Source organism: Streptomyces sp. NPDC004542 (genome assembly GCF_040610035.1).
Lineage (GTDB): Bacteria > Actinomycetota > Actinomycetes > Streptomycetales > Streptomycetaceae > Streptomyces.
In genome coordinates, this window is sequence record NZ_JBEXLP010000063.1 from 1 (window position 1) to 24142 (window position 24142).

The 24142-nt window shown below is 73.4% G+C and carries 22 protein-coding genes and 3 pseudogenes; 9 read left to right on the plus strand and 16 right to left on the minus strand.

The features are described 5' to 3' along the window. The 4 genes and pseudogenes from ABZX30_RS27195 to ABZX30_RS27210 form a co-directional block, all read right to left on the minus strand. A pseudogene (locus ABZX30_RS27195) lies at positions 1–434 on the minus strand (carbamate kinase); the annotation flags it as partial. Between the two features lie 190 nt (positions 435–624). Next, the gene (locus ABZX30_RS27200; protein ID WP_355937952.1) at positions 625–1689 is read right to left on the minus strand and encodes a zinc-dependent alcohol dehydrogenase family protein; all 1065 of its coding nucleotides are present in this window, start codon (positions 1687–1689) and stop codon (positions 625–627) included. Between the two features lie 351 nt (positions 1690–2040). Continuing rightward, positions 2041–2730, minus strand: a complete 690-nt coding sequence (locus ABZX30_RS27205) for a pyridoxamine 5'-phosphate oxidase family protein (protein ID WP_355937954.1) — start codon at positions 2728–2730, stop codon at positions 2041–2043. Between the two features lie 6 nt (positions 2731–2736). Continuing rightward, positions 2737–3648 carry a universal stress protein gene (locus ABZX30_RS27210; protein ID WP_355938032.1) on the minus strand — a complete coding sequence of 304 codons (912 nt, stop codon included), beginning with the start codon at positions 3646–3648 and terminating at the stop codon, positions 2737–2739. Between the two features lie 402 nt (positions 3649–4050). On the opposite strand from ABZX30_RS27210, the gene ABZX30_RS27215 reads away from it, so the two are divergent. Genes ABZX30_RS27215 through ppk2 form a run of 3 tightly spaced genes read left to right on the plus strand, consistent with a single transcriptional unit; the run spans position 4051 to position 6071 of the window. Continuing rightward, on the plus strand, positions 4051–4506 hold the full coding sequence (locus tag ABZX30_RS27215) for a cyclic nucleotide-binding domain-containing protein (protein WP_355937956.1): 456 nt from the start codon (positions 4051–4053) through the stop codon (positions 4504–4506). 40 nt (positions 4507–4546) lie between these two features. Further along, the gene (locus ABZX30_RS27220; protein WP_355937958.1) at positions 4547–5212 is read left to right on the plus strand and encodes a CBS domain-containing protein; all 666 of its coding nucleotides are present in this window, start codon (positions 4547–4549) and stop codon (positions 5210–5212) included. A 55-nt stretch (positions 5213–5267) separates the two neighbouring features. Then, on the plus strand, positions 5268–6071 hold the full coding sequence (gene ppk2 / locus ABZX30_RS27225) for a polyphosphate kinase 2 (RefSeq protein ID WP_355937960.1): 804 nt from the start codon (positions 5268–5270) through the stop codon (positions 6069–6071). 6 nt (positions 6072–6077) lie between these two features. On the opposite strand, the gene ABZX30_RS27230 is transcribed toward ppk2, so the two are convergent. Continuing rightward, entirely contained in the window at positions 6078–6983 is a 906-nt protein-coding gene (locus tag ABZX30_RS27230) for a universal stress protein (RefSeq protein WP_355937962.1), read from the minus strand. A gap of 154 nt (positions 6984–7137) precedes the next feature. On the opposite strand from ABZX30_RS27230, the pseudogene ABZX30_RS27235 reads away from it, so the two are divergent. Then, positions 7138–7892, plus strand: a pseudogene (locus tag ABZX30_RS27235) (SulP family inorganic anion transporter); the annotation flags it as partial. Between the two features lie 68 nt (positions 7893–7960). Here ABZX30_RS27235 and ABZX30_RS27240 read toward each other — a convergent pair. Further along, positions 7961–9679, minus strand: a complete 1719-nt coding sequence (locus ABZX30_RS27240; protein WP_355937964.1) for a GAF domain-containing sensor histidine kinase — start codon at positions 9677–9679, stop codon at positions 7961–7963. Between the two features lie 140 nt (positions 9680–9819). Here ABZX30_RS27240 and ABZX30_RS27245 point away from each other — a divergent pair, with 140 nt between their 5' ends. Then, entirely contained in the window at positions 9820–10230 is a 411-nt protein-coding gene (locus ABZX30_RS27245) for a pyridoxamine 5'-phosphate oxidase family protein (protein ID WP_355937966.1), read from the plus strand. A gap of 101 nt (positions 10231–10331) precedes the next feature. Here the strand turns inward: ABZX30_RS27245 and ABZX30_RS27250 are convergent, their stop codons facing one another. The 9 genes and pseudogenes from ABZX30_RS27250 to ABZX30_RS27290 all read right to left on the minus strand — a co-directional run bounded on the left by ABZX30_RS27250 (position 10332) and on the right by ABZX30_RS27290 (position 18378). Further along, positions 10332–11021, minus strand: a complete 690-nt coding sequence (locus tag ABZX30_RS27250; protein WP_355937968.1) for a response regulator transcription factor — start codon at positions 11019–11021, stop codon at positions 10332–10334. Positions 11022–11165: 144 nt separating this feature from the next. Next, positions 11166–13550 (minus strand): phosphoketolase family protein, encoded by a 2385-nt coding sequence (locus ABZX30_RS27255; RefSeq protein ID WP_355937970.1) that lies wholly within the window; start codon positions 13548–13550, stop codon positions 11166–11168. A gap of 143 nt (positions 13551–13693) precedes the next feature. Next, positions 13694–14134, minus strand: coding sequence for a pyridoxamine 5'-phosphate oxidase family protein (locus ABZX30_RS27260; RefSeq protein WP_355937972.1), 441 nt, complete (start codon positions 14132–14134; stop codon positions 13694–13696). Positions 14135–14448: 314 nt separating this feature from the next. Next, positions 14449–14931, minus strand: a complete 483-nt coding sequence (locus ABZX30_RS27265; RefSeq protein ID WP_355937974.1) for a hypothetical protein — start codon at positions 14929–14931, stop codon at positions 14449–14451. A gap of 23 nt (positions 14932–14954) precedes the next feature. Beyond that, entirely contained in the window at positions 14955–15287 is a 333-nt protein-coding gene (locus ABZX30_RS27270) for a hypothetical protein (protein ID WP_355937976.1), read from the minus strand. 146 nt (positions 15288–15433) lie between these two features. Beyond that, complete coding sequence (locus ABZX30_RS27275; protein ID WP_355937978.1) at positions 15434–15736, minus strand: SHOCT domain-containing protein; 303 nt, start codon at positions 15734–15736, stop codon at positions 15434–15436. Between the two features lie 23 nt (positions 15737–15759). After that, positions 15760–16218 carry a DUF6325 family protein gene (locus ABZX30_RS27280; RefSeq protein WP_355937979.1) on the minus strand — a complete coding sequence of 153 codons (459 nt, stop codon included), beginning with the start codon at positions 16216–16218 and terminating at the stop codon, positions 15760–15762. A gap of 100 nt (positions 16219–16318) precedes the next feature. Further along, positions 16319–16675, minus strand: a pseudogene (locus tag ABZX30_RS27285) (transcriptional regulator); the annotation flags it as partial. Positions 16676–16680: 5 nt separating this feature from the next. After that, positions 16681–18378, minus strand: coding sequence for a multicopper oxidase family protein (locus ABZX30_RS27290; protein ID WP_355937981.1), 1698 nt, complete (start codon positions 18376–18378; stop codon positions 16681–16683). 99 nt (positions 18379–18477) lie between these two features. Between ABZX30_RS27290 and ABZX30_RS27295 the strand changes: the two genes are divergently transcribed. Further along, positions 18478–20010 (plus strand): M1 family metallopeptidase, encoded by a 1533-nt coding sequence (locus ABZX30_RS27295; RefSeq protein ID WP_355937983.1) that lies wholly within the window; start codon positions 18478–18480, stop codon positions 20008–20010. Between the two features lie 190 nt (positions 20011–20200). After that, positions 20201–22150 carry a peptidoglycan recognition family protein gene (locus tag ABZX30_RS27300; protein ID WP_355937985.1) on the plus strand — a complete coding sequence of 650 codons (1950 nt, stop codon included), beginning with the start codon at positions 20201–20203 and terminating at the stop codon, positions 22148–22150. A gap of 10 nt (positions 22151–22160) precedes the next feature. Here ABZX30_RS27300 and ABZX30_RS27305 read toward each other — a convergent pair whose 3' ends face one another. Further along, entirely contained in the window at positions 22161–22415 is a 255-nt protein-coding gene (locus tag ABZX30_RS27305) for a WhiB family transcriptional regulator (protein WP_355937987.1), read from the minus strand. A gap of 180 nt (positions 22416–22595) precedes the next feature. Between ABZX30_RS27305 and ABZX30_RS27310 the strand changes: the two genes are divergently transcribed. Together ABZX30_RS27310 and ABZX30_RS27315 are read left to right on the plus strand one after the other, a co-directional pair. Continuing rightward, positions 22596–23774, plus strand: a complete 1179-nt coding sequence (locus ABZX30_RS27310) for an acyltransferase family protein (protein ID WP_355937989.1) — start codon at positions 22596–22598, stop codon at positions 23772–23774. Continuing rightward, complete coding sequence (locus ABZX30_RS27315; protein WP_355937991.1) at positions 23698–24120, plus strand: ATP-binding protein; 423 nt, start codon at positions 23698–23700, stop codon at positions 24118–24120. Before ABZX30_RS27310 ends, ABZX30_RS27315 begins: the two co-directional genes overlap by 77 nt. Positions 24121–24142 lie beyond the last annotated feature (22 nt).

Genomic DNA, 24142 nt, shown 5'->3' on the forward strand with positions numbered 1-24142 from the left:
CCCGGGCCGCGCCGGCGGCCGCGGGCGCCCGCCCGGCCCGGCCTGCCGGGCCGGGGCCGGCCGACCGGTTTGGTGGGCCGGTGGAACGCCGGGTCGTCGGCACGGACGAGGGTGTGCGTGACCAGTGCCGTGACCCTCCGGTCCGGCAGCGCGTCCCCCAGGGCGCGGGCGAGCAGGGAGCCGATCAGGCCCTGTGTCTGGGCGCCGAGCAGGTCCAGCGGATACGGGGCGCGGAGCGCGGGGTCGGCCGCGCTCTCCCCGGCGAGCAGCCCGAGCTGGGGCCCGTTGCCGTGGGTGAGCACGAGGTCGTGGTCGTGGGCGAGCGGGGCGAGCGCGGTGGCCACCCGGACGACGTTCGCCCGCTGGAGCTCCGCGTCGGGGCCCTCGCCCCTCCACAGCAGGGCGTTGCCGCCGAGGGTGATGACGATGCGCATCGGTCTCGGTCCTTCGGATCAGGCGTGCGGTACGACGGACACGGGGCGGCCGGCGTGGTGCGGGACGGCGTCGGCGACGGGACCGCTGCGTGACCCGGGCCCGCCTGCGCCGGTACGGCGGCCCGCCACGACCGGCCCGCTGCCACCGGTCGCCACGCCGCGGCCGGCCACCCCGGGCCGGACCGCGCGCTCACCGGACGGCGACCTCCTTGTGCTGCGGCTCGCCGAGCACGACCTTGAGGGCTCCGGTCTCACCGGCCTGGGCGAAGACGTCGTACGCCTCCTGCATCTCGTCCAGCGGGAAGGTGTGGGTGACCAGCTGCGAGGTGGGCAGCCGGCCGGCGGCCGCCATCCGCAGCAGGGTCGGGGTGGAGTGGGTGTCGACGAGTCCGGTCGTGATGGTCACGTTCCTGGCCCAGAGGTCTTCCAGGTGCAGCGTCGCCGGCCTGCCGTGCACACCGATGTTGGCGACGTGTCCTGCGGGCCGCACCATCCGGGTGCACAGCTCGAAGGTCTCCGGCACGCCGACCGCCTCCATGACGACGTCCGCGCCGAGTCCCTCGGTCAGGTCGCTGATCAGTTGCTCGGGGGCTTCGCGGGCGTCGGCCACGGCGTCGGCGCCCAGCCGCCTGGCGGCCTCCAGCCGGGCGGGGACCAGGTCGACGGCGATGACGCGTTCGGGCGCGAACAGCCGGGCGGTGGTGATCGCGGCCAGGCCGATGGGGCCGGCCCCGACGACGGCGACGGTGTCACCCGGCCGCACCCTTCCGCTCAGGACGCCGACCTCGTAGGCGGTCGGGAAGATGTCGGCCAGCAGCACGGCGTCCTCGCCGGCCACCGCGCTGGGCAGCGGGTACACGGACAGGTCGGCGTGGGGAACACGTACGTACTCGGCCTGGGTGCCGTCGATGAGGTGCCCGAGGATCCAGCCCCCGCCGCCCCTGCACTGGCCGTAAGCGGCCTCCCGGCAAAAGCGGCACCGCCCGCAGGCGGTGATGCAGGACACCAGCACCCGGTCTCCGGGCCGTACGGTGCGTACGTCGCTGCCGACCTCGACGATCTCGCCGACCGCCTCGTGCCCGAGCACCGTACCCGGGCGGACCTCGGGCACGTCGCCCTTGAGGATGTGCAGGTCCGTCCCGCAGATCGTGACGGTGCCGACCCGCACGATCGCGTCGGTGGGGTCCTTGACGACGGGGTCGGGCACCTCCTCCCAGGCGGACTCGCCGGGGCCGTGGAAGACGTAGCCTTTCATGCCGGATCCTCACCCTCTCGAGCGGATTGCCCACGGATCCAGTCTGTGCGGCGGTGTGCGGCTCCGCTTGGGCCGGTCGGCCCCCGCCGGACGGCCGGCCGGGGTCCTTCGCACCGCGACCGCGGCGGCATCCGCGGCGTGACCCCGGCGAGGGGAAACGGGAGCGGCGGAAAGGACCATCCGCTTCTCGCGGATCCTGATTGCGCGGTGCGCGGCACGGATGCCGCTCCTCCGCGTCCGGTGGAGGTCCTTTCCGCCGCCTTCATGGAACCACCGGCCGGCCGGCGGCACGAGGGCCGGGTGGGCCCCGCCGGTTGTCCACCCGGCCCTTCGTCCCGGCCGCCGGGCTCGTCACCACACGTCGATACGGCGGCCCGTGACGGCGGCGATCTCGATGCGCACCCAGACGTCACGCTCGCCTCCGGCCCACGGCGCGCTGTGGGCGCGTTCGGCGAGGCGGCGTACGGCGTCGGGGTCGGTCACCGTCGTGGCGGGGCCGCGCACCAGGACGCTCCAGCCCTGGCTCAGCGCGTCGTCCACCCGGTCGACCTCGAAGGCCACCTCGTGACCGGCTCCCCGGGCGGGCACCGAGTCCGGTCGGGTACGGAAGACGATGGCGTCGTCGACGACGCTGTAGTTGACGGGGACGACGACGGGTGCCTGCCCGGTCGACACCGCGAGCCTGCCCACGCCGTGCGTCGACAGCAGCCGGCGGCACTCCTGCCCGCCCAGTTCGCTCAGCCGCGGGGCACGGGCGGCGTGCCCGATGCCGGGCGGCAGGTCGACGTGACCGCCGCCGAGTTCCGTCAGGCTCGTCCGCAGCGCCCCGGCCAGCCTGAGCAGGGTGCCCGAATCCGGTGCGGCGGTGCTGTGTTCCTCCAGGTGCGCGAGGTAGCCGGGCGCCATGCCCGCCCGGAAGGCGACCTCCTCCCGGGTGAGCCCCAGTTCCGTGCGCCGCCGCTCGATACGGCGTCCCAGGTCGCCCTGGGGAGGGTGGTCCGCAGTCGGCGTGGTGTGTTCCGGCGTCGGCCGTTCGGCCATGGTCACTCACTCCTCGGGGCTGTACCGCGGCGTTTCCGTCACGGGGACCTGTTGCGGTACGACCGCCACCGGACACCGGGCGTGGTGCAGCAGTGTGTGCGCGATCCGGCCGAGCTGGAGCCCGAAGCGGCCGGGCCGGCGCCGGGCGCCGACCACGACGAGGTCGGCGGCGGCCGAGCGGTCCACGAGCACCTGCCGGGCCGGTCCCTCCACCGTCGTGCGGCGTACCTGGAGGTCCGGGTGGCCCGCGGTCGCGTCGCCGAGCAGCGTGTCGAGCAGCTCGGAGGCCTGCTCCTCGAACTCGTGCGCGGGGTTCCCCGCGAGCAGGGGGTGGTCGGTGCCGCGGTGCGCCGGCCGGCGCCAGGCGCGTACGACGTCCAGCACGCAGCCGCGTGCCTCGGCCTCCTGGACAGCGAAGCGCACGGCATCGCCGCAGGTCGCCGGAGAGCCGGCGCCGAGCAGGACACGCTCATGGGTACCGGCCAGGCCGGCCCGGTCCCCGCGGACGACGATCACCGGGCAGGGGGCGCGGGCGGCCACGGTCAGACCGACCGAACCGAGCAGCAGCCCCTTGATGCCACCCCGGCCCCGTGTCCCGGTCACCAGCGCGAAGGCTTCGTCGCCCTCGTGCACGAGGGCGTCCGCCGCCTCCTGGGGGAGGATGTCGGTGGTCGTCTTGACGTCCGGGTTGCGCCGCCGCGCCCGCTCCGCCGCCGAGGCCACGATGTGCTCGGCCATCACCTGCTCGGAGGGGCGTTCCAGGCTGCCCGACGGCACGCCGCCCTCGTAGCGCTCCCAGAGGGAGGCGTACACCAGCCGCAACGGCAGTCCACGGCGCGCGGCCTCTCCCACCGCCCAGTCGACCGCCGTCAGGCTGCACTCCGATCCGTCCACGCCCACGACCAGGGGCAGTTCCATCATCGCCGCTCACCACCTTCCGCCGGGCTGCCACGGCGTGCAGCACGGGATTCCACTGCCACCGTCGCACGCGCGGGCGCCCGGAGGTGAGGGCCACTCGGCCCCGGCCGCGTGCCCGCTCAGCCCATGGGCCGTGTCGGGCGGGCCTCGCCGAGACCCACGAGGTCTCCGGACCCGGTGCCCGGCGCGGCGGGCGGGGTGCACACCCTCCGCCCCACCGTGCCGTTCGTGCCCCGCCCCGCGGTGGGGGCCGACCGGCCCAGGGCCGGGACCGGGCGGCCCGTGGTGCCCGGCGCCGCCCGCGCGGAGGCTGGACTCAGCAGCCCGGGACGCCCCGCCTCCGGCCGTGTCCGCAGGCACGCAGTCCGCAGGCACGGAACAGGAACGAAAGGAGCCGGAGCGATGACTTCCACCACCCTGGCCTCGGCCCTCCCGGCCGGCCACCGCGAGCGGCTGATGCACTTCGCCCACGAGGTGTCCTTCCCCGTCGGCACCCGCCTGTTCGAGGAAGGCCGGCGCGCCGACAGGTTCTGGATCGTCCGGACCGGGACCGTCGCCCTCGACCTGCACGTACCCGGCCGGCGGGCCGCCGTCATCGAGTCCCTCGGCCACGGCGAACTCGTCGGCTGGTCCTGGCACTTCCCGCCCTACGTCTGGCAGCTCGGCGCCGAGGCCACCAGCCCGGTCCGCGCCTGGGAGTTCGACGCGGAGTCCGTGCGGACGCTGTGCGCGGCCGACGCCGACTTCGGTCGCGCCATCGCCGTATGGGTCGGCCGTGTGGTGGCCCAGCGCCTGCAGGCGGCCCGTATCCGGCTCCTCGACCTCTACGCCCCCTACGGCAGCGGCGGCCGGTCCTGACCGCCCGCCCGGCGCCTTCCCCAGCATCCCGGAGGAGACCATGCCCGGCAGCCCGCGCACCGTCAGCGACGTGATGACGCACACCGTCGTCTCGGTGGGCCGTGAGGCCCCGTTCAGGGAGGTCGTCCAGCTCATGGAGGAGTGGAAGGTCAGCGCCCTGCCCGTACTGGAGGGCGAGGGCCGCGTCGTCGGCGTCGTGTCCGAGGCCGATCTGCTGCCCAAGGAGGAGTTCCGCGACAGCAGCCCCGACCGCCTGGCCCGGCGCCGGCGCCTCGACGACCTCGCGAAGGCCGGAGCCCTGAGCGCGGGCGAGCTGATGTCCGCCCCCGCCGTCACCGTGCACGCCGGCGCCCCGGTCGCCGAGGCCGCCCGCGTCATGGCCCAGCACCGGGTCAAGCGGCTGCCCGTCGTCGACGGCCAGGGCCTGCTCGAAGGCATCGTCAGCCGCTCCGACCTGCTGAAGGTCTTCCTGCGCAGCGAGGAGGACATCGCCGACGAGGTGCGCCGCGAGGTCGTCGCCCTGCTCTTCCCCGCCCCCCTCGAACCGGTCCGGGTCGGGGTGCACGACGGCGTCGTCACGCTCACCGGCCGGATCCGGGACGCCTCGCTGGTGCCGGTGGCCGTCCGCATGGTGCGTGCCGTCGAGGGCGTGGTCGACGTCGAGTGCGACCTGACCGCCGGCTCGGTACGGAGCGGGCCGCGCTGATCTGCCGGGTGCCGGGGCGTGGGCCGGGACGCGGGGGCGAGGAGACAATGAGCCCATGGCCGACAAGAAGGCGGCGGCGCTGCCCCGCAAGACGTACGAGCGCGAACTGCTGCGTCTGCAGACGGAGCTGGTGAAACTTCAGGAGTGGGTGCGGGCCGAGGGCGCTCGGCTGGTCGTGGTCTTCGAGGGACGGGACGCGGCCGGCAAGGGCGGCACGATCCAACGGGTCACCCAGTACCTCAACCCCCGTCTCGCCCGTATCGCCGCACTGCCCAAGCCGACCGAGCGGGAGCGCACCCAGTGGTACTTCCAGCGGTACGTCGAGCACCTGCCGGCCGCCGGGGAGATCGTGCTGTTCGACCGGTCCTGGTACAACCGGGCCGGTGTCGAGCACGTCATGGGCTTCTGCACCAAGGAGGAGCACCAGCTCTTCCTGCGCCAGTGCCCCCTCTTCGAGCGGATGCTGGTGGAGGACGGGATCCTGCTGCGCAAGTACTGGTTCTCGGTGAGCGACGAGGTGCAGCAGGAGCGGTTCCGGCGCCGGCTGACGGATCCGCTGCGGCGCTGGAAGCTGTCGCCGATGGACTTGGAGTCGATCACCCACTGGGAGGCGTACTCGCGGGCCAAGGACGAGATGATGGTGCACACCGACATCGCCGAAGCCCCCTGGTACGTCGTCGAGAGCGACGACAAGCGCCGGGCACGGCTGAACATGATGGCCCACCTGCTGGCGTCCGTCCCGTACCACGAGGTGCCGCCGCCGGTGCTGGAGCTGCCGGAGCGGCCGGCGTCGACCGGGTACGAGCGTCCGCCGCGCGATCTGCAGACCTACGTCCCGGACCACTCGGCGCACCTGTGACCGGGATCAGCCGTGGGGGACGACGGCGACGGGTGTGGCGGCGTGGTGCAGGACGGCGTGTGTGACGGGGCCGATGTGCGGGCCGAACGGGGCCCGGCGGGTGCGGCGGCCCACGACGACCAGGGAGGCGTCGCGCGCGGCGTCGACCAGGCGCGCCGAGGCGCTTCCGGACCCGCAGTCCGCGACGACCTCGACGCAGGGGTGCTTGTGCCGCCAGGGCCGCAGCACCTCGACCAGCTCGGCCTTGATCTGGTCGGAGTACTCCTCGTCGAAGACGGGATCCACGGCGAGTCCGTAGGCGTAGTACGCCGGCAGGTCCCAGGCGTGCACGGCCCGCACGGCCGTGCCGCGCCGGGCGGCCTCCTCGAAGGCGAACGCGAGCACCGTGTCGTCCGCAGCCGCGGTGTCCACCCCGAGCACGACGGGCCGGTACGGGGTGGCGGCGGACGGAATGCCGACCGCGTCCTTGTCGTGCTCGTCGGCGGCCTGTTCCCCGGCCCGCACCACCACCACGGGCCGCTCGGCGTGCGCGAGGACCGCCTGCCCGACGGAGCCGACCAGGAAGCCGCCGACCCCGCTCAGTCCCCGGGAGCCGAGCACGAGCAGTTCGGCCTCGCGGGCCTCCGCGGTGAGCACCTCCTGCGGGCTGCCGGCGCGCTGCTGCGCGGTGACCTCCACTCCGGGGTGGCGCAGCCGCAGCCCCTCGGCGGTCTCGCGCGCGACCCGCTCGGTCCAGTGCCGGTACGTCTCGGCACCGGTCCGCGGAGCGTGTGCCATGGGCTCCGGCACCGGCTCGCCGACGTGCACGAGCCGCAGCGGCAGATCGCGCAGCCGGGCCTCGCGGGCCGCCCACTCGGCGGCGGCGCGGCTCTCCGGGGAGCCGTCGAGGCCGACGGTGATGGAGCGGGACATGGTGGCCACCTCCTGTTCTCGGGGTCGCCCACAGCCTCCCGGCCGGCGGCGGCCGGCGGGCAGGGCCCGCAGGTCCCCGGGTGGGCCCGAACGGCCCTACGGTGCGGGGACCGGAACCGGCGGATGCCGAAGCGGACACGAGGAGGGGGGACCCATGGCCCCGAGCACGGACGGGCGTGCCGCCCGCCTGCGCCGCCTGGCGCCCGGGACGGCGGTCTGGCCCACTACCGCCGGGCGTGGCTGCGGGGTGACCCGCTGGCCGGTGTGACCGTCGCCGCGTATCTGGTGCCGCAGGTGATGGCGTACGCGGTGGCCGGACTGCCGCCGGTGGCCGGACTGTGGGCGATCCTGCCCGCGCTCGCCGTGTACGCCCCGCTGGGCTCGGCCCGGCTGCTGTCCACGGGTCCCGAGTCGACGACCACGCTGATGACGGCCACCGTCGTGGGTCCGCTCGCGGGCGGGGACGCGGGCCGGTACGCCACGCTGGCGGCCGCGCTCGCGGTCACCGTCGGGCTGCTGTGCCTGGTGGACTGGGCGGCACGGCTCGGCTTCGTCGCGGATCTGCTGTCCCGGCCGGTTCTGACGGGTTATCTGGCCGGTCTGGCCCTGATCATGGTCGTGGACCGGCTGCCCCGGCTGGCCAGGGTGCCGACGACGGGAACGGAGTTCTTCCCGCAGCTGTGGTCCTTCCTCGGCCGGCTGCCGGACGTCCACCCGGCCACGCTCCTGCTCTCCGCCGTGGCGGTGGTCCTGCTGTTCGCGCTGCCGCGGGTGGTCCCGGGCGTGCCCGCACCGCTGGCGGTGGTGGCGCTCGGCACGGCGGCCGTGGCCGCGTTCGGCCTCGACGAGCGCTACGGCGTCGCGGTGATCGGTGCCGTCCCCTCGGGCCTGCCCCAGGTCGCCCGGCCCGGCCTGGCGGCCCCGCACCGCCGCGGAGGACGAGGGCAGGACGACCTGGTGCACCCCGAGGCTGTGAGTCACCTCAGGGGCACGTGCCACACCAGCCTGGTCCCGCCGCCCTCCGGGGTGGTGATCTCCATGTCGCCGCCCAGCTTCCGGGCCCGCTCCGTCATGTTGGCGAGGCCGCTGCGGCGGCCCTGCGGCGGGATGCCGACGCCGTTGTCGGTGACGGTGAGCCGCACCTCGCTCCCGTCGGTCTCCAGCACCACCTCCGCGCGGTCCGCACGGGCGTGCCGGGCGATGTTGGTGAGGGACTCGGAGAGCACGGCCACCACGTGGTCGGCGGTCTCCTGCGGCACATGGGTGTCGAGCAGGCCCTCCATCCGCATGCTCGGCGCGTAGCCCAGCACCGGCGCGGCCTCTCCGGCCAGGCGCACCGCCCGGGCCCGCAGGCCGGGTGACTCGGTGTCGTCACGGGTGCGCAGGCCGAAGATGGTCGATCTGATGATCTTGATGGTCTCGTCGAGGTCGTCCACGGCGCGCAGCACCCGCTCGGAGGCCTCCGCGTGCTGGATGAACCTCCCCGCGCTCTGCAGCGTCATACCGGTGGCGAACAGCCGCTGGATCGCCAGGTCGTGCAGGTCACGGGCGATCCGGTCGCGGTCCTCCAGCAACGCGATCTGTTCGGCGTCGCGGCGGCGCTCGGCGAGCTCCATGGCGACGGCGGCCTGCGCGGCGAACCCCTTGAGGAGGTCCGTCTCGTTCTCGGAGAAGTCGGCCGCGCCCTCCTCCCGGGCCAGCAGGACCACTCCCCGGGCCCGTTCGCTCAGGCCGATCGGAACCGCCACGGCCGGGCCCAGGCCGTCGAACCTCGGCGGCCCGGCGGAGATCCGCTCGTCGCGCGCGACGTGCGGGCTGCGCACGGGGGTGCCCAGGGCGAAGGCCCGTCCCGTGAGCGAGCCCTCAAGGGGCAGCACCAGACCCTGGTGCGCCTCCGCCTCCCGGCCGATGGCCAGCTCCACCGTGAGGGTGTCGGTGTCCTTCACCGGGATCGCCACCGCGGCGAGGGCGGCCCGGGTGATCTCCCGCGCCCGCTCGGCGATCAGTGCGAGGGCCTCCTGCTGACCGGCGCCGGACATCAGGCTGCTGGTGATCTCCGCGTTGACCTGCAGCCAACGCTCGCGCAGCCGGGACTCCTCGTACAGACGGGCGTTGTCGATCGCCACGCCCGCCGCCACGGCCAGGGTCGACAGCACGGACTCGTCGTCCTCGTCGAACTGCTGCCCGCCGCGCTTCTCGGTGAGGTACAGGTTGCCGAAGACCTGGCCCCGTACCCGGATGGGCACCCCGAGGAAGGAGTTCATCGGCGGGTGGTGGGCCGGGAAGCCGTAGGAGGAGGAGTGCTCGGAGAGCTTGGCCAGCCGCAGCGGCTCGGGATGACGGATCAGCTCGCCGAGGATGCCGTGGCCCTCCGGGAACGGCCCGATCCGGGAGATCTGCTCCTCACCGACCCCGACCGTGATGAACGCCGACAGCCGCCGGCCGTCGGAACCGATGACGCCGAGCGCCGCGTACTCGGCGTCGACCAGCGCGGCCGCGGCCTCCACGATGCTGCGCAGCGCGTGCTCGAGGTCCAGGTCCCGGCCGACGGAGAGCACCGCCTCCAGCAGGCTGTGCACCCGGTCGCGGGTGCCGCGGGCGGCGTCCAGCCGGGCCTGCACCTCCTCCAGCAGCTCGTCCAGCCTCAGCAGCGGCAGCCGTACCCGTGCTTCCCGGGCCTCCTCGGCGCTTCCCACCGGCGATCCTCCCAGCCCCTTGCCGACCTTCCGTGGTCGTTCGACGCAGGTGTCACGGTAGCGGGCCGGACGGGGGCGGCGGGACCGAGAAGGGCCGACCGGCCCTATCCGCGGCGGGCCCCCTCCCGGACGATGGCCTGGTGCTCCAGAACAACGGCTTTCGCGCGCTCGACAGGCAGACGTGCCTGCGCCTGCTGGCCAAGGTGCCGGTGGGCCGCGTCGTGTACACCCAGCAGGCGCTGCCCGCGGTGCTCCCGGTGAACTTCTGCCTCGACGAGGACTCCTCGGTACTGCTGCGGACCTCGGCCGGCTCGGACCTCGTGCGCGCGGTCGACGGTGCCGTGGTGGCCTTCGAGGCGGACGAGTTCGACGCGGTGACCCGTTCCGGCTGGAGCGTGGTCGTGACCGGCCGCGCCACCCTGGTGACCGATCCGGCGGAGCACGAACGGCTCTCGCGGGGCGGACCCGACTCCTGGATGCCCGTCCGGGACGGCGTGCTGGTGCGGATCGTGTCCGAGGTGGTCACCGGACGCGAGTTGACGGGAACCTGACCGGACCACGCCGCGCACTCCGGTCCCGGCACGGCGCGGCGTCACGGGACCGCGGCCGCCCCTGGCCTGACCCGGTGCCCGGCTGCGCGGGCAGAGCGGGCTCAGCGGCCCTCGGTGCGCTGCCGGTCCTGGGCCTGGGTGGCGATGACGGCGGCCTGGATGCGGCGTTCGACGCCGAGCTTGGCCAGCAGGCGGGAGATGTGGTTCTTCACCGTCTTCTCGGCCAGGTACAGCCGCCGGCCGATCTGACGGTTGGTCAGGCCCTCGCCGATCAGGGCGAGGATCTCCCGCTCCCGCTCGGTCAGACCGGGCAGGGCGTCCGGTGTCTCCTGCTGCTGTCCGCCCCGCAGCCTGGCCATCAGTCTGGTCGTGGCACTCGGGTCGAGCAGCGACTGGCCCCGGGCCACGGTGCGCACGGCCGACACCAGGTCCGAGCCCTGGATCTGCTTCAGCACGTACCCGGACGCGCCGGCCATGATCGAGTCGAGCAGTGCCTCCTCGTCGTCGAAGGAGGTCAGCATCAGACAGGCCAGCCCCGGCATGCGCGAGCGCAGCTCCCGGCACACGGTCACGCCGTCGCCGTCGGGCAGGCGGACGTCGAGGACGGCCACGTCCGGGCGCAGCGCGGGAACGCGTACCAGGGCCTGCTCGACGGTGCCGGCCTCGCCGACGACCGTGAGGTCCGGTTCGTCGTTCAGCAGGTCGTGCACCCCGCGCCGCACCACCTCGTGGTCGTCGAGGAGGAAGACTGTGATCGGGGTGCCGGGGCCGGCCTGCTCACGCTCCGCCATCGGTCGCTCCTTGTGATGTGTTCGCCGCCCAGTGGCATCCTTCCCGCCGCGGTGCCCCGGCGCCAGGGCCGGACGGCCCTGTTCGCCGGGGCACCGCCGGCCGCGTGGTGGTGCCCCGGACCGGTCTTCGTCCGGCGGACCCGTTCAGCCGTTCCAGGACCAGTCGGCCACCTCGGGCAGGTCCGTGCCGTGCTCTCGGATCCACAGGTGGTGGCGCTGCCGGGTGTCCTCCATGAGCTGGCGTACGCCCGCGGCCCGCACCGCCAGGCCGGGGACGCGGTCGATGACGTCCATCACCAGGCGGTAGCGGTCAAGGTCGTTGCGGACCACCATGTCGAACGGCGTGGTCGTGGTGCCGATCTCCTTGTAGCCGCGCACGTGCAGATGGGGGTGGCCGGTGCGCCGGTAGGCCAGGCGGTGGATCAGCCACGGGTAGCCGTGGTACGCGAAGATGACCGGCTTGTCGGCGGTGAACAGCCCGTCGTACTCGAAGTCGCTCATCCCGTGCGGATGTTCCTCACGCGGCAGCAGCCGGGCGATGTCCACGACGTTGACCACCCGCACGGCCAGTCCGGGCAGGTGCCGGCGCAGCAACTGGGCGGCGGCCAGCACTTCCTGGGTCGGGACGTCGCCCGCGCAGCCCAGTACCACGTCCGGTTCCCGGGAGCCGTCCTCGTTGCCGGCCCACTCCCAGATACCGGCGCCGCGCGCGCAGTGGGCCTTGGCCTCCTCCATCGACAGCCAGTCGAAGCAGGGCTGTTTGCCGGCCACGACGACGTTGACGTAGTCGCGGCTGCGCAGCACGTGGTCGGCCACCGACAGCAGGGTGTTGGCGTCCGGCGGGAAGTAGACCCGCACCGCTTCCGGGCTCTTGTTCAGGATGTGGTCGACGAAGCCGGGGTCCTGGTGGGAGAAGCCGTTGTGGTCCTGGCGCCACACGTGCGAGGTGAGCAGGTAGTTGAGCGAGGCGACGGGGGCGCGCCAGGGCAGGCGACGGGTGGTGCGCAGCCACTTGATGTGCTGGTTGACCATGGAGTCGACGATGTGGACGAAGGCCTCGTAGCAGGAGAACAGCCCGTGCCGGCCGGTGAGGAGGTAGCCCTCCAGCCAGCCCTGGCAGGTGTGTTCGGAGAGGATCTCCATCACGCGCCCGTGCGGGTCGAGGTGTTCGTCCACCGGCAGGGTGCCGGCCTGCCAGGCCTTGCCACTGGCCGCGTAGACGGCCTGGAGGCGGTTGGAGGCGGTCTCGTCGGGGCCGACGAGGCGGAAGTCGCGGCGGTCGGCGGAGGCGGCCATGACATCCTGGAGCATGTCACCGAGTACGCGGGTCGGTTCGTGCAGGGTCGCGCCGTGCTTGTCGACCGCGACGGCGTAGCGCTCGAGGGGCGGCAGGGGCAGTGCGCGCAGCAGCAGGCCGCCATTGGCGTGCGGGGTGGCGCCCAGCCGCCGGGTGCCCTGCGGGACGCAGGCGAGGACGTCCGGGCGCGGGGCGCCGTGTTCGTCGAACAGTTCCTCGGGGTGGTACGAGCGCAGCCACTGCTCCAGCTGCCGCAGGTGTTCCGGGTTGTCCCGGACGGCGGCCAGCGGCACCTGGTGGGCGCGCCAGGTGCCCTCCACGGGCAGTCCGTCGACCTCGGCCGGGCCGGTCCAGCCCTTCGGGGTGCGCAGCACGATCACCGGCCAGCGGGGCCGGTCCGTGACCCCGTCGACGCGGGCGGCGTGCTGGAAGGCGGCGATCCGGTCGGCGGCGGTGTCCATGGCGGCGGCCATCGCGCGGTGCACGGCCGCCGGGTCGTCGCCGGTGACGTGGATCGGTTCGTGGCCGTAGCCCCGCAGGAGGTCGTCGAGTTCGCTCTCGGGCAGCCGGGCCAGCACCGTCGGGTTGGCGATCTTGTAGCCGTTCAGGTGGAGGACGGGCAGGACGGCGCCGTCGTGCACCGGGTCGAGGAACTTGTTCGCGTGCCAGGAGGCGGCCAGCGGCCCGGTCTCCGCCTCGCCGTCGCCGATCACGCAGGTGACCAGCAGATCCGGGTTGTCGAGGGCGGCGCCGTAGGCGTGCGAGAGGGAGTAGCCCAGCTCGCCCCCCTCGTGGATCGAGCCCGGCGTCTCCGGGGCCACGTGGCTGGGCACCCCGCCGGGGAAGGAGAACTGCTTGAACAGCCGCGCCATGCCGGCCGCGTCCCGGGTGATGTCCGGGTAGGTCTCGGTGTACGACCCCTCCAGCCAGGAGTTGGCCAGGACGGCGGGTCCGCCGTGGCCGGGCCCCCAGATGCACAGGGCGTTCAGATCACGGGCCTTGATGAGGCGGTTGAGGTGGGTGTGCACCAGGTTGAGGCCCGGTGAGGTGCCCCAGTGGCCGAGCAGGCGCGGCTTGACGTGCTCCGGGCGCAGCGGTTCGGTCAGCAGGGGGTTGGCCATGAGGTAGATCTGGCCCACGGAGAGGTAGTTCGCGGCGCGCCAGTGGGCGTCCAGGGTGGCGAGCTCCTCGTCCGTGAGCTCGGTGGACGCCTGCTGCGTGTCGGCGGACATCGGGGTTCCTTCCGGGTCGGACGGCGGTCGGGGCGTGGCGCGTGCCGGATCCGGCACGAGACCCACCCTCCGGTGGACCGGCGGGTACCCGACAGGGCCGTTCGGTCCACCTCCACGGGCCGAGCCGCCCGTACGGGTCCGGCTCAGGGCCCGGGGCCCAGCCCGTACAGCGTCCGCCCGCCGGTGAGCTCGCGCCCGGTGACCAGCTCCGGGTGGATGCGTACGAACACCTCCTCGGGGGACGGGGCCCAGGAGCGCGGGCCGATCCGGGTGAGCCGCCGCTGTTCGGCGGGGTCGCTCACGACGGCGGCCCGGCCGGTGACGACGACGCTCCATCCCGCCCTCCTGGCCGCGTCGACCTCGTCCGCCTCGAAGGCGACCACGGCGCCGTCGACCGCGTGGGCCAGTTCCGAGGCCGCCGAGGTGCGCAGCAGCACCGCGCCGTCGCCGTCCAGGGAGAAGTTGACCGGTAGCACGGCGGGCAGTGCGTGGCGCGTGTGCACGATGCGGCCGACCGGCACCTGCGTCAGCAGACAGAGGCACTCCTGCCGGTCGAGTTCGCGGAATCCGTCATTGGCATACATGGCCGGTCCGTCTTTCACCTGGTTCGGCGTTATTGCTCCATCGTCTGCCGCGACCGGGGACCTGGTCAGGGCCCTTCGGCCCTCACCCGCCCGGAGAGCGGCCCTGAGCGGCCCGCGGTGTCCGGGCGGGAGCGGTTCCCACCTGCCTTCGCCGCGGAGGTGTCATTCATGGGATGTCCCGCTCTGCGGGGCGGGATCACGCTCCCTGTTCCCTACGGTCCGGCCGACGGGTTGCGGGCACCGGGGAGAGAGCACGACTGCCCGTCACGAGGGCCGAACAGCCACCGCGCCGGCTCACTAGCCACCGCGCCGGCTCACTCCCCGTCCCGCGCCCGCGGGTCGACCTGTCCGGGGCGTGCGGTGTGGTCCGGGTGGCCGGACGTGCGGCGGCGTTCCTTCAGCTCCGCCTCGAAGAGGTGGTCCTTGCCGTCGGCCAGTTCCTCACGCGCCCGGGCCTCCAGTGCGGCGAACGGCCGGTAGTAGGTGGCGTTGTACGCCTCGACGAGCTGGAACGTCCAGTGCCCCGGGATGACGTTGCGGCCGAGGATCTCCCGCCGCACCCGGTCCGCCCAGTCGTGGTGGCCGGCCGCGCGCAGCAGCTCCACCGCGCGGTCCAGCTCGAAGTCGGCGCTGCCGGTGAGCTGGTGGAAGGAGTACAGGTGGCCGCGGGCGCGCTCGGTCGTCTCCAGCGCCTTCGACAGCGCCCCCAGCGCCTCGACCGTCTCGTCGGACAGCCGCTCGGGCCGCCGGTGGTCCGCGTCGGGGCCCTCCTGGGGCCCGTCATGGTGAACGGTCATCGCGGTGACAGGTCTCCCGGCGCTCAGTGGACGATGGTGAAGCTGCGCCACAGCCCCGTGGAGCGGACCACCTGGTCCGAGGTCTGCGTGGGCAGGTAGACACTCGCCGCGCCCGGCGGCTCGGTGCAGTCGGCCGTCGGGTACAGGATGATGTCGTTCTGCGAGTAGTTGGCGACGTGGGTCACCCCCGCGCGGAACCGGTGGCAGCCGTCGACCGACGGGTTGGAGATCGTCTCGACGGGCCTGACCCCGTTGCGCGCGTCGATCGTGCCGAGCGCCTGCTCGTCGCAGGCCGTCGACGCGAGCCCGAGCAGTGCGATGCCGGTGAGCGCGGCCAGCGACCGTGGAACGGGCATCGGGCCTCCTGTGCCGGGGTGAGGGCTGGCTGGGGCGTCGTCCCCCCACCACTATCCGTCGTGGACGGCGCGCGCGCCCGGTGGATACGCCCGTTGCGGGCACGCGCAGGGCGGCCGGGCGGGGCCTTCTCCGCGGGTACGGCGTGTCAGCCGAGCACCCGGCGCTTCTGGGCCTCGAACTCCTCCTCGGTGAGCGCTCCCTGGGCCTTCAGGTCGGCGAGCTGCTTCAGCTGGTCGATCTTGCTGGTCATGTCGTCGGCGGCCGACGGCGCGGCGGCGGGCGGCGGGGCGGCGGGAGGAGGGGCCGCGGCCTGCTGGGCCGCGAGCTGCCGCTCGTAGTCCTGCTCGGCCCACCGGCCGCTCTGGCGTCGGGAGACACGGTTGGACACCGCGGTGGCCGTACCCGCGACCACCGCCGTGCGGGCGGCACCCCGAAGGAGTCCCGGCATGCTCACTCATCTCCTCTCGGGCATCAGGCGGCCACGGGCCCGCTCGGCGTCGTCGGTTCGGTCGCGTCCAGCGCCGTCAGCAGCGCCTGCACGGGAATGCGGCCGCTCGCCACCAACTGGGCGCCGCCCCGCCGGAGGGCACGGGCCAGCGGCGCGGCCCACACGTTCTCGTACACGAGGATCGCGGCGGTGCTGCCCGGCTCCAGCGCGGCACCCGCGTCGTCCAGGTCGCTCTGGTCCAGCACCCCGCAGGAGACTCCCTCGAACGCCGTGAGGTCGATCTCGTCCCCGATCTCCCGCAGTTCCAGCGCGGCGACCGTCCCATCGGTTTCCTTGCGGACGAAGACGAGGTCGATGATCCGGATGATGCCGCGTTCCACCAGGTCGACGAGGAGGGGGAGGCCCTCCCCCGTCCTGCGGTTGCCGGGGAACTCGACGATCAGATAGTCGACGGGTCCCATTTCCTCGAGGTCATCGGTCATGGCCACTCCTCGGCGGCGGACGGTCCCTGAAGCCATTGCAGCACCCGGCCCAGGACCCCGCACGTCCACAGGGGCCGCCCCACCCCTCGGTGACCGCCGTGCGCCGGGTGCCGGTGACCCACGGCAGCCGCAGCGCCTCCTCGGACGGTGAGCCGGGTTCCGCCGTGCAGATCACGACCCGCTGGTCCCGGTCCGTGAGGGACAGGACGTCGCCGTCGACGGTGACGGGGCCGGCCGGCGGGGACACGGCGCGCCGTGGACCCGTACGGCCGGCCGCCGCGCCGTTCGGCCGACCCGGACGAGGACCGGCGCGGTCCTCCCCGTCGACGGCGGCGCGCGGGCCTGAGCCGGCCGGGCCCCGCGCCGCCCGTGGGCCGCCGGTGCGCTGACGTCGCGTCAGCGGCCGGTGCCTCCGCCTGAGGCGGCTCCGGCCGGCCGCCCGCCGAGCGGCCGGCATCACGGTCACTTGCGGTAGCCGAGGAGGGTCATCATGCCGGACTCGGAGTGGTACTGGTTGTGGCAGTGGAGCATCCACAGGCCCGGGTTGTCGGCGTTGAAGTCGATGACCATCTTGCGGTGCGGCAGCAGGATGGAGGTGTCCTTGCGGGCACCGACCGCGTTGAGGCCGCGGAGGGCGAACGTGTGGCCGTGCAGGTGGACGGGATGCCACATGCTGGTCGCGTTGATGAGGGTCACCCGGACCCGCTCGCCCTGCCGGACCGGGTGACGTCGCCGGACGGAGTAGGGGTGGTGGTCGAAGCCCCAGTTGAAGGCCTTCATGTTGCCGGTCAGCCTCAGGCGCATCTCACGGTCCGGCTCGCGGTCGCACAGGGCGACCGACTCGTCCGGCACGAGCCGTCTGGCCGGCACGACCATCCCCTCGAGCTCCCGCGGATGCACGGAGGCCCTGGGCATGCTCCCGCTGCCGGTACGCAGCACCGCCAGAGCCCTGTCGTTCTTGCCCTCCGCCAGCGCCACCAGCGGGAACACCCCGTCCTTGGCGGTGATCAGCACGTCGTAGCGCTCGGCCATCCCGAGCAGCAGCGCGTCCGTCCGCTTGTGCTCGACCGGGTAGCCGTCCGTGTGCGTGATCGTCATCTCGTGGTCGCCGAGGGCGACCCGGAAGGCCGTCTCGGCGCCGGCGTTGATGATCCGCAGCCGGATACGGTCCCCGGGGCGGGCCCGGAAGACCGAAGGCTCCTGTGCGATGCGCCCGTTGACCAGGTAGTACGGGAAGGCGACGCTGCCGCCCTCGCTGTGCAGCATGCGGCTGTGGGAGCCGTGCAGGAGGCGGGAGGGGCCCTTGGACTTGCCGGGCGCCCCCGCACGCGATCCGTCCTGCGGGTCGTGACCGGAACCGTCGTGTTCTCCCTCTCCCATGTCCATGTCCATCGACGCGCGCTTGCCGTGGCGCAGTTCGGTGAGGACTCCGTCCGGGGTGGAGCCCTGCACGCCGTCCAGCCAGTCGTCCAGGACCACCACCCATTCCTTGTCGTAGGACAGGGGTTCCTGGGGGTCCTCGACGATGAGCGGCGCGTACAGGCCGCGGTCCAGTTGCATCCCCGAGTGGGAGTGCAGCCAGTAGGTGCCCGGGTGGGACACGGTGAAGCGGTAGTTGAAGTCCGTGCGGGGCTCGATGGAGTACTGGGTCAGACCCGGTACGCCGTCCATGTCGTTGCGCATGCGCACCCCGTGCGAGTGCAGCGTGGTCGACTGGGGCAGGCGGTTGGCGAGGGTGAGGTCGAGGACATCACCCGCGTGGATGCGTACCTCCCGGCCGGGGAGTCTGTCGTCGTACGCCCATGACCTCACCGTCCGCCCGCCCAGGTCGAGGAACGTCTCGTCGGCGGTGAACCGGAACCGGCGCACCGGTCCCGACCCGCGTTCCCGTTCGACCGCGAGGACTTCCGGATCGGACGGGTTCACGTACCCCTCGGGCCCCTTGGGGACGAACACCTCGCCGTGGTGGCTCCCCCGTCCGGTCCCGGAGCCGGGACCGGAACCCGGAGCCGGGCGGGGGGCCGTGCCGGCGTGGGGGCTGCCCGCCGGGTGGGAGCCGGACTCCGTGCGGGGTGCGGACCCGGAGCATGCGGCCAGGATCCCCGAGCCGGCGGCCGCGATCGAGGCACCGAGCACTGTGCGCCGTGTGTGTGTCTGCATGAATGAATAAGACACGTTTTATGACCATATGTGTGAGAACTGGCGCGGCGCGTCTCCCGAATCGCCGTCGCCGACGGCCGCGCGGCCGATAGTGCGGCTATGCAGATCGCGCTCGCCGGCACCTCCTCCACCAGGCGCCGGGTTCTCGCCCTGGCCGTCGCCGGCGCCGTCGGGATCACCGGTGTCGCCGTCGCCCTCGGCATCCTCACGCCCGGGGGCCGCCGCCCTCCGGCCCCCGGCCCCCGGGCCGCCTCGCCCGGCGCGGCCCCCTCCCCCGGCGCCCCCGGCATCGGCGACCCGCTCGCGCCGCTCGACGGCAACGGCGGCTACCGCGTCCGCCGCTACGTCCTGGGCTTCGACTGGCGGGCACCGCGGACCCCCTTCGACGCCGTCACCACCATCAGCGCCACCGCCACCCAGGACCTGTCCCGCTTCGACCTCGACTTCGCGGGCAACACCCTGCGCACCGTCACCGTCGACGACGGGCCGGCGAGCGCCGTGCGCCAGGGCGACGAACTCGTCATCACCCCTGCCAGGCCGATCCCCCGGGGTGCCGGCTTCACCGTGCGGGTCGCCTACACGGCCGACCCCACGCAGCAACGCCACCGCGGCGACGCCATCGCGGACTACGGCTGGGTGCCCACGCCCGACGGAACCGTGCTGTGTCCACAGCCCGACGGCGCCAAAATGATCTTCCCTGCCGACGACCACCCGAGCCTGCGCGCACCGGTCACCTTCCGCATCACCACTCCCCCGGGTGTCAGCGCCGTCGCGAGCGGCCGGCTCGTCGAACGCGTCCGGCGGCCCGGCGGACGCACCCGGTGGACGTACGACTCCGAGCAGCCCGTCGCGGCGCAACTGGTCCAGATGGCGATCGGGAAGTTCACGGTCGTCGACACCACCGGCCCGCACGGGCTGCCCGTGCGCGACGTGGTCCCCGAAGACCTGGTGACCGGCACCGAGGACTACCGCTCGCTCACCCCCGGGCACCTGGCCTGGCTGGAACAGCGGCTGGGCCGGTACCCCTTCAGCCGGTACGGGGTCCTGATCGGGGACACCGACCTGCCGGTGGCCCTGGAGACGCAGTCGTTGTCCGTCCTGCCGAGCGCCGATCTGCTGGGCGACCGGGTGCACGCCGAACGCAACCTCGTGCACGAACTGACCCACCACTGGACGGGGGACAGCGTCGCCATCCGGCGGTGGTCCGACCTGTGGCTGAGCGAGGGGCACGCCCAGTTCTACGAACGCCTCTACTCCGACGCGCACGGCGGCGACAGCATGGAGGCCGCGATGCGGGCGGCGTACGAGCGGCACGACCAGTGGCGGCACGACGACGGGGCGCCCGCCGAACCCACCGGGCCGACCCTGTTCCGGCAGATGCGGTACGACGGCTCGGCCCTGGTGCTCTACGCCCTGCGCGAGGAGGTCGGTGAGGAGACCTTCGGCCGGATCGAGCGCTCCTGGGTGACGAGGTACCGGGGCCGGGCGGCCGGCACCGCGGACTTCGTCGCGCTCGCCTCCGCGGTCGCGGGCAGGGATCTGACACGGTTTCTGACGCCGTGGCTGTACGGGGACCGCACCCCGCCGATGCCCCGTCATCCCGGCTGGCGGACCGACCCGGTCGAGGACTGAGCCACCCGGCCGCCACGGCCCTCGTACTGCCGCCGACCGAGTGGCGTGTGCCGGGCGGCTGGTCCACGTGGTTGACGCTCGGCGCGACGCGGCGCCCGGGGCACGGAAACGTACAAGGGGTGGCGTGAAGGGCAACTCCCTTGTCCTGCTTGCGCTTGTCCTGTTGCGACGAGCCCTTGGAGACATTGCAATGAGAAGACGCGTCGCCCCCCGTGTCCGCATCGCCGTACGCGAGCACCGTCTGACGGCCTGCGTGGCAGCGTCGGCGGCGCTGCTGATCCCGGTACTGGCCTTCCCACCGACCGATGCGGCGGAGGAGGCGGCCGACCAACGTCTCCAGAACGACTTTACGGCCGCCGCGGACGAGTTCCACGTGCCACGCGGCGTGTTGATGGGTGTGTCGTACCTGCAGTCGCGCTGGGACTCCCATCCCGGCGTCCCGAGCGTCAGCGGCGGCTACGGACCGATGCACCTGGTGGACCCCGGCGCCGCCCCGCCCCGGGCGCCGCAGAGCCACGGCGAGGCGGGGCCGCCCGCGGGACAGCCCGGCACGGGCCGCGCCCAGCCGCCGGCCGAACTGCGCCGCGCCGCCGACCTGATCGGGGTCCCGGCGAAGCGGCTGCGCACGGACGACGCCGCCAACGTGCGCGGCGGGGCCGCCCTCCTGGCGGCGACCCAGCGACAGCTCGGCAAACCCCTCAGCGACCGGCCGGCGGACTGGTGGGACGCGGTGGCACGCTTCTCCGGCACCAGCGACGCGGACGCGGCGGCGACCTACGCCAACGACGTGTTCGAGGTGATCCGCAAGGGTGCGCACCGCATCACCGACGCGGCGCAGAACGTCACGCTCCCCGCCGATCCCGAGGTGCGGCCGCGCGCCACCCGCCCGGCGGGCAGCCGGCCGAAGGAGGTCGAGTGCCCGCCGGAGCTGGCCTGCTCCTGGCTCAGCGCGCCGTACGAGCGGACCGACGACGCCTACGGCAACCACGACCTGGCCGACCGGCCCTGGGACGAGAAGATCGAGTACATCGTCATCCACGACACCGAGGCGTCCCTGAAGTCCATGTTCCAGACGGTGCAGGATCCGACCGAGGCGTCGTGGCACTACTCGGTCCGCTCCAGCGACGGCCACGTCACCCAGCACGTCAGGACCAAGGACTCGGCCTGGCACTCGGGCAGCCAGTTCGTGAACGGCCACTCGATCGGCATCGAGCACGAGGGGTTCCTCACGCAGCCCGACGCCTGGTACTCGGAGAAGATGTACCGGGCCTCGGCCCGCCTGGTGCGGTACCTGGCGAAGAAGTACGCGATCCCGCTCGACCGGCAGCACATCTTCGGTCACGACAACGTGCCGGCGCCAACCGCTTCGAGCATCCCCGACATGCACGAGGACCCCGGCCCCTACTGGGACTGGCGGCACTACTTCGACCTCCTCGGCGCGCCGCTGCGGGCCACGGCCGGGCCGGACAGCCCCATGGTGATGGTGCTGCCGGACTACGCCGCCTACAAGCCGCGGTACACGGGGTGCAAGGGTGACGGCGTGCCGTGCGCGCCGCACGGCTCGAGCGCCGTCCGTCTGCACACCGAGCCGCGCGAGGACGCCCCGCTGATCCAGGACCCCGGCAGGCGCCCGGACGGCGAGCCCTCCACGGAGGACGTCAGCGACCTGGGCTCCCGGATCTCCACCGGCCAGACCTACGCGGTCGCCGGCCGCAGCGGCGACTGGACGGCGATCTGGTACCTGGGCCACAAGGCCTGGTTCAAGAACCCGAAGAAGCACCCGACGGCCGTCGGCGCGAGCGGCCGGATGGTGACCCCCAAGCAGGGGCTGAGCGAGATCCCGGTGTTCGGGCGTGCCCTCCCGGAGGAGGAGGCCTACCCGGAGGGGTTCCCGGAGCAGACCGAGTCCCCGCTGCCGTACAGCCTCCTGGCCGGCCAGCGGTACGTGACGCAGTCCAGCGTGACCGGCACCGACGTCGACAGGTCGTCCTTCGTGGAGACACCGAGCCCGGTGATCAACGGCCGGGAGCAGTACTACGAGATCCAGTTCGGCCACCGGCTCGCCTACGTCCGGGCGAGCGACGTGGATGTGGTGACCGCGCCCGCCGCGGCGGGGCCGCCGGGACACGCGACGCGCTGAAGTCGGCCGGTCACCGCACCTCGGCGGGCCGGGCGGTGTCCCTCGCCGGTGACAGTGCGCGCCGCTGCCCTGCGGTCAGTCCGCCCCACACCCCCTCGTACTCCCGGTTGCGCAGGGCCCAGGCCCGGCATTCGTGCAGCACGGGGCAGCGGCGGCAGATGTCTCTGGCCCGCTCGATCTGCGTCAGCGACGCGCCTTCCTCACTGACCGGGAAGAAGAGTTCGGGGTCCTCGGAGCGACAGGCAGCCCAGGTACGCCAGTTCACGGTGCCCTCCATCTGGTGGCACGGATGGACGGGTCCGGCAGAGGTGAGCACCAACGTATGCCCTTCTCATGCATTTATCCAGACCTGTCCGGAATCACATCCGTGGGAGGGCTCCCGGGGGACGTTTGCGCCGTCCGCGAGCGGTGAGACGGTCGGCATGCATCCTGCGCAGGCGGTCCGGTGAGCGAGACCGCACCGGCCGCCGCACGGGGGCGCGACGCGTTCTTCGACAACGCCAAGTACCTGGCGATCGTGCTGGTGGCGATGGGCCACGCCTGGGAGCCGCTGCGCTCCGGCAGCCGGGCCGTCACCGCGCTCTACACGGTCGTCTACGCCTTTCACATGCCGGCGTTCATCGTCGTCTCCGGCTTCTTCTCACGGGGTTTCGACGCGAGTCCGGCGAAGATCAGGCGCCTGGTCACCGGGGTGGTCGTGCCCTACGTCGTCTTCGAGACGGCGTACACCCTCTTCACCCGGTGGAGCGACGGGGTCCCGGACCGGCCGGTCAGCCTGCTCGACCCGCTGTACCTGACCTGGTTCCTGGCCGCGCTGTTCCTCTGGCGGCTGACCACGCCGCTGTGGCTGCGGGTGCGCCGTCCGCTGCCGCTCGCGCTCGCCCTCGCGATGCTCGCGACGCTGTCGCCGTCCATCGGCAACGACCTCGACCTGCAGCGGGCCGTGCAGTTCCTGCCCTACTTCGTGCTGGGTCTGTGTCTGCGGCCCGAGCACTTCCGGCTGGTCCGCCGCCGGGCGGTGCGCGTCCCGGCGGCCGTGGTCCTCGCGGGGGCGCTCGCGCTGGCCTACTGGGCGGCCCCACGGTTCGACTACGCCTGGTTCTTCCACCGCGACAGCGCCGTGGAACTGGGCGTGCCCGCCTGGTACGGGCCGGTCATGACCCTGGCCGTCTTCGGCTGCTCCCTGACCCTGGCCGCCTGCTTCCTCGCCTGGGTGCCCGGCCGTCGCACCTGGTTCACCACGCTGGGCGCGGGCACCCTCTACGGCTATCTGCTGCACGGCTTCGTCGTCCAGGCCGCGAACCACTGGCACTGGTCCCGGCCCGGCTGGGCCCATGAGCCCCTCGGCGAGATCACCGCCACCCTCGTCGCGGGCCTGGTGGTCACCACGCTGTGCACCGCTCCGGTACGCCGGGTCTTCCGCTTCGCGGTGGAACCCCGGATGGACTGGGCGTTCGTCCGGGAGTCCGGACCCGACGGCGCCCTCGCGTCAAAGCGTGCCGGGCGGGTAGACGCGCTGACACAGCCACAGCAGGGAGGCGACAGGTGTGAGCGAATCTTCACTGAGGGCGGTGGGCTGGGCGCGGTCCCTGCCGCTCGACAGCAGCGTCAAGACGGCACGTGACTGGGCGCGCGGTCACTTGCGTTCGCTGGGCTGGACGGAGTCGGCGCCCGACACCGTGGACGACGTGCTGCTGACCATCTCGGAACTGGTCACCAACGCCCACGTGCACGCGCACAGCGCCGCCCACCTGGTACTGGCCTGGGACAGCCGGTGCCTGCACGTGAGCGTCCACGACACCTCGCCCCGGCTGCCGACCCCCCGTCCGCCCGACGCCGAGCGCACGGGCGGACGGGGCATGCTCCTGGTGGAGGCGTTGGCGGAAACCTGGCAGGCCCGTCCCTGCCCGGACGGGAAGACGGTCCACGCCTGCTTCCGGCCGGCCCTGTCCGCGCCGAGGGGTCACTGAGGGCTCGCCGCGGCCGGAGCCG

Excerpts from the sequence above, each read along its gene's own strand:
- ABZX30_RS27295 (WP_355937983.1), top strand. The coding sequence starts at position 18,478 with ATGCAGATCGCGCTCGCCGGCACCTCCTCCACCAGGCGCCGGGTTCTC.
- ABZX30_RS27290 (WP_355937981.1), bottom strand. The coding sequence starts at position 18,378 with ATGCAGACACACACACGGCGCACAGTGCTCGGTGCCTCGATCGCGGCC.
- ABZX30_RS27265 (WP_355937974.1), bottom strand. The coding sequence starts at position 14,931 with ATGACCGTTCACCATGACGGGCCCCAGGAGGGCCCCGACGCGGACCAC.
- ABZX30_RS27275 (WP_355937978.1), bottom strand. The coding sequence starts at position 15,736 with ATGCCGGGACTCCTTCGGGGTGCCGCCCGCACGGCGGTGGTCGCGGGT.
- ABZX30_RS27205 (WP_355937954.1), bottom strand. The coding sequence starts at position 2,730 with ATGGCCGAACGGCCGACGCCGGAACACACCACGCCGACTGCGGACCAC.
- ABZX30_RS27250 (WP_355937968.1), bottom strand. The coding sequence starts at position 11,021 with ATGGCGGAGCGTGAGCAGGCCGGCCCCGGCACCCCGATCACAGTCTTC.
- ABZX30_RS27220 (WP_355937958.1), top strand. The coding sequence starts at position 4,547 with ATGCCCGGCAGCCCGCGCACCGTCAGCGACGTGATGACGCACACCGTC.
- ABZX30_RS27270 (WP_355937976.1), bottom strand. The coding sequence starts at position 15,287 with ATGCCCGTTCCACGGTCGCTGGCCGCGCTCACCGGCATCGCACTGCTC.
- ABZX30_RS27255 (WP_355937970.1), bottom strand. The coding sequence starts at position 13,550 with ATGTCCGCCGACACGCAGCAGGCGTCCACCGAGCTCACGGACGAGGAG.
- ABZX30_RS27200 (WP_355937952.1), bottom strand. The coding sequence starts at position 1,689 with ATGAAAGGCTACGTCTTCCACGGCCCCGGCGAGTCCGCCTGGGAGGAG.
- ABZX30_RS27215 (WP_355937956.1), top strand. The coding sequence starts at position 4,051 with ATGACTTCCACCACCCTGGCCTCGGCCCTCCCGGCCGGCCACCGCGAG.
- ppk2 (WP_355937960.1), top strand. The coding sequence starts at position 5,268 with ATGGCCGACAAGAAGGCGGCGGCGCTGCCCCGCAAGACGTACGAGCGC.
- ABZX30_RS27300 (WP_355937985.1), top strand. The coding sequence starts at position 20,201 with ATGAGAAGACGCGTCGCCCCCCGTGTCCGCATCGCCGTACGCGAGCAC.
- ABZX30_RS27210 (WP_355938032.1), bottom strand. The coding sequence starts at position 3,648 with ATGGAACTGCCCCTGGTCGTGGGCGTGGACGGATCGGAGTGCAGCCTG.
- ABZX30_RS27230 (WP_355937962.1), bottom strand. The coding sequence starts at position 6,983 with ATGTCCCGCTCCATCACCGTCGGCCTCGACGGCTCCCCGGAGAGCCGC.
- ABZX30_RS27280 (WP_355937979.1), bottom strand. The coding sequence starts at position 16,218 with ATGACCGATGACCTCGAGGAAATGGGACCCGTCGACTATCTGATCGTC.
- ABZX30_RS27260 (WP_355937972.1), bottom strand. The coding sequence starts at position 14,134 with ATGTATGCCAATGACGGATTCCGCGAACTCGACCGGCAGGAGTGCCTC.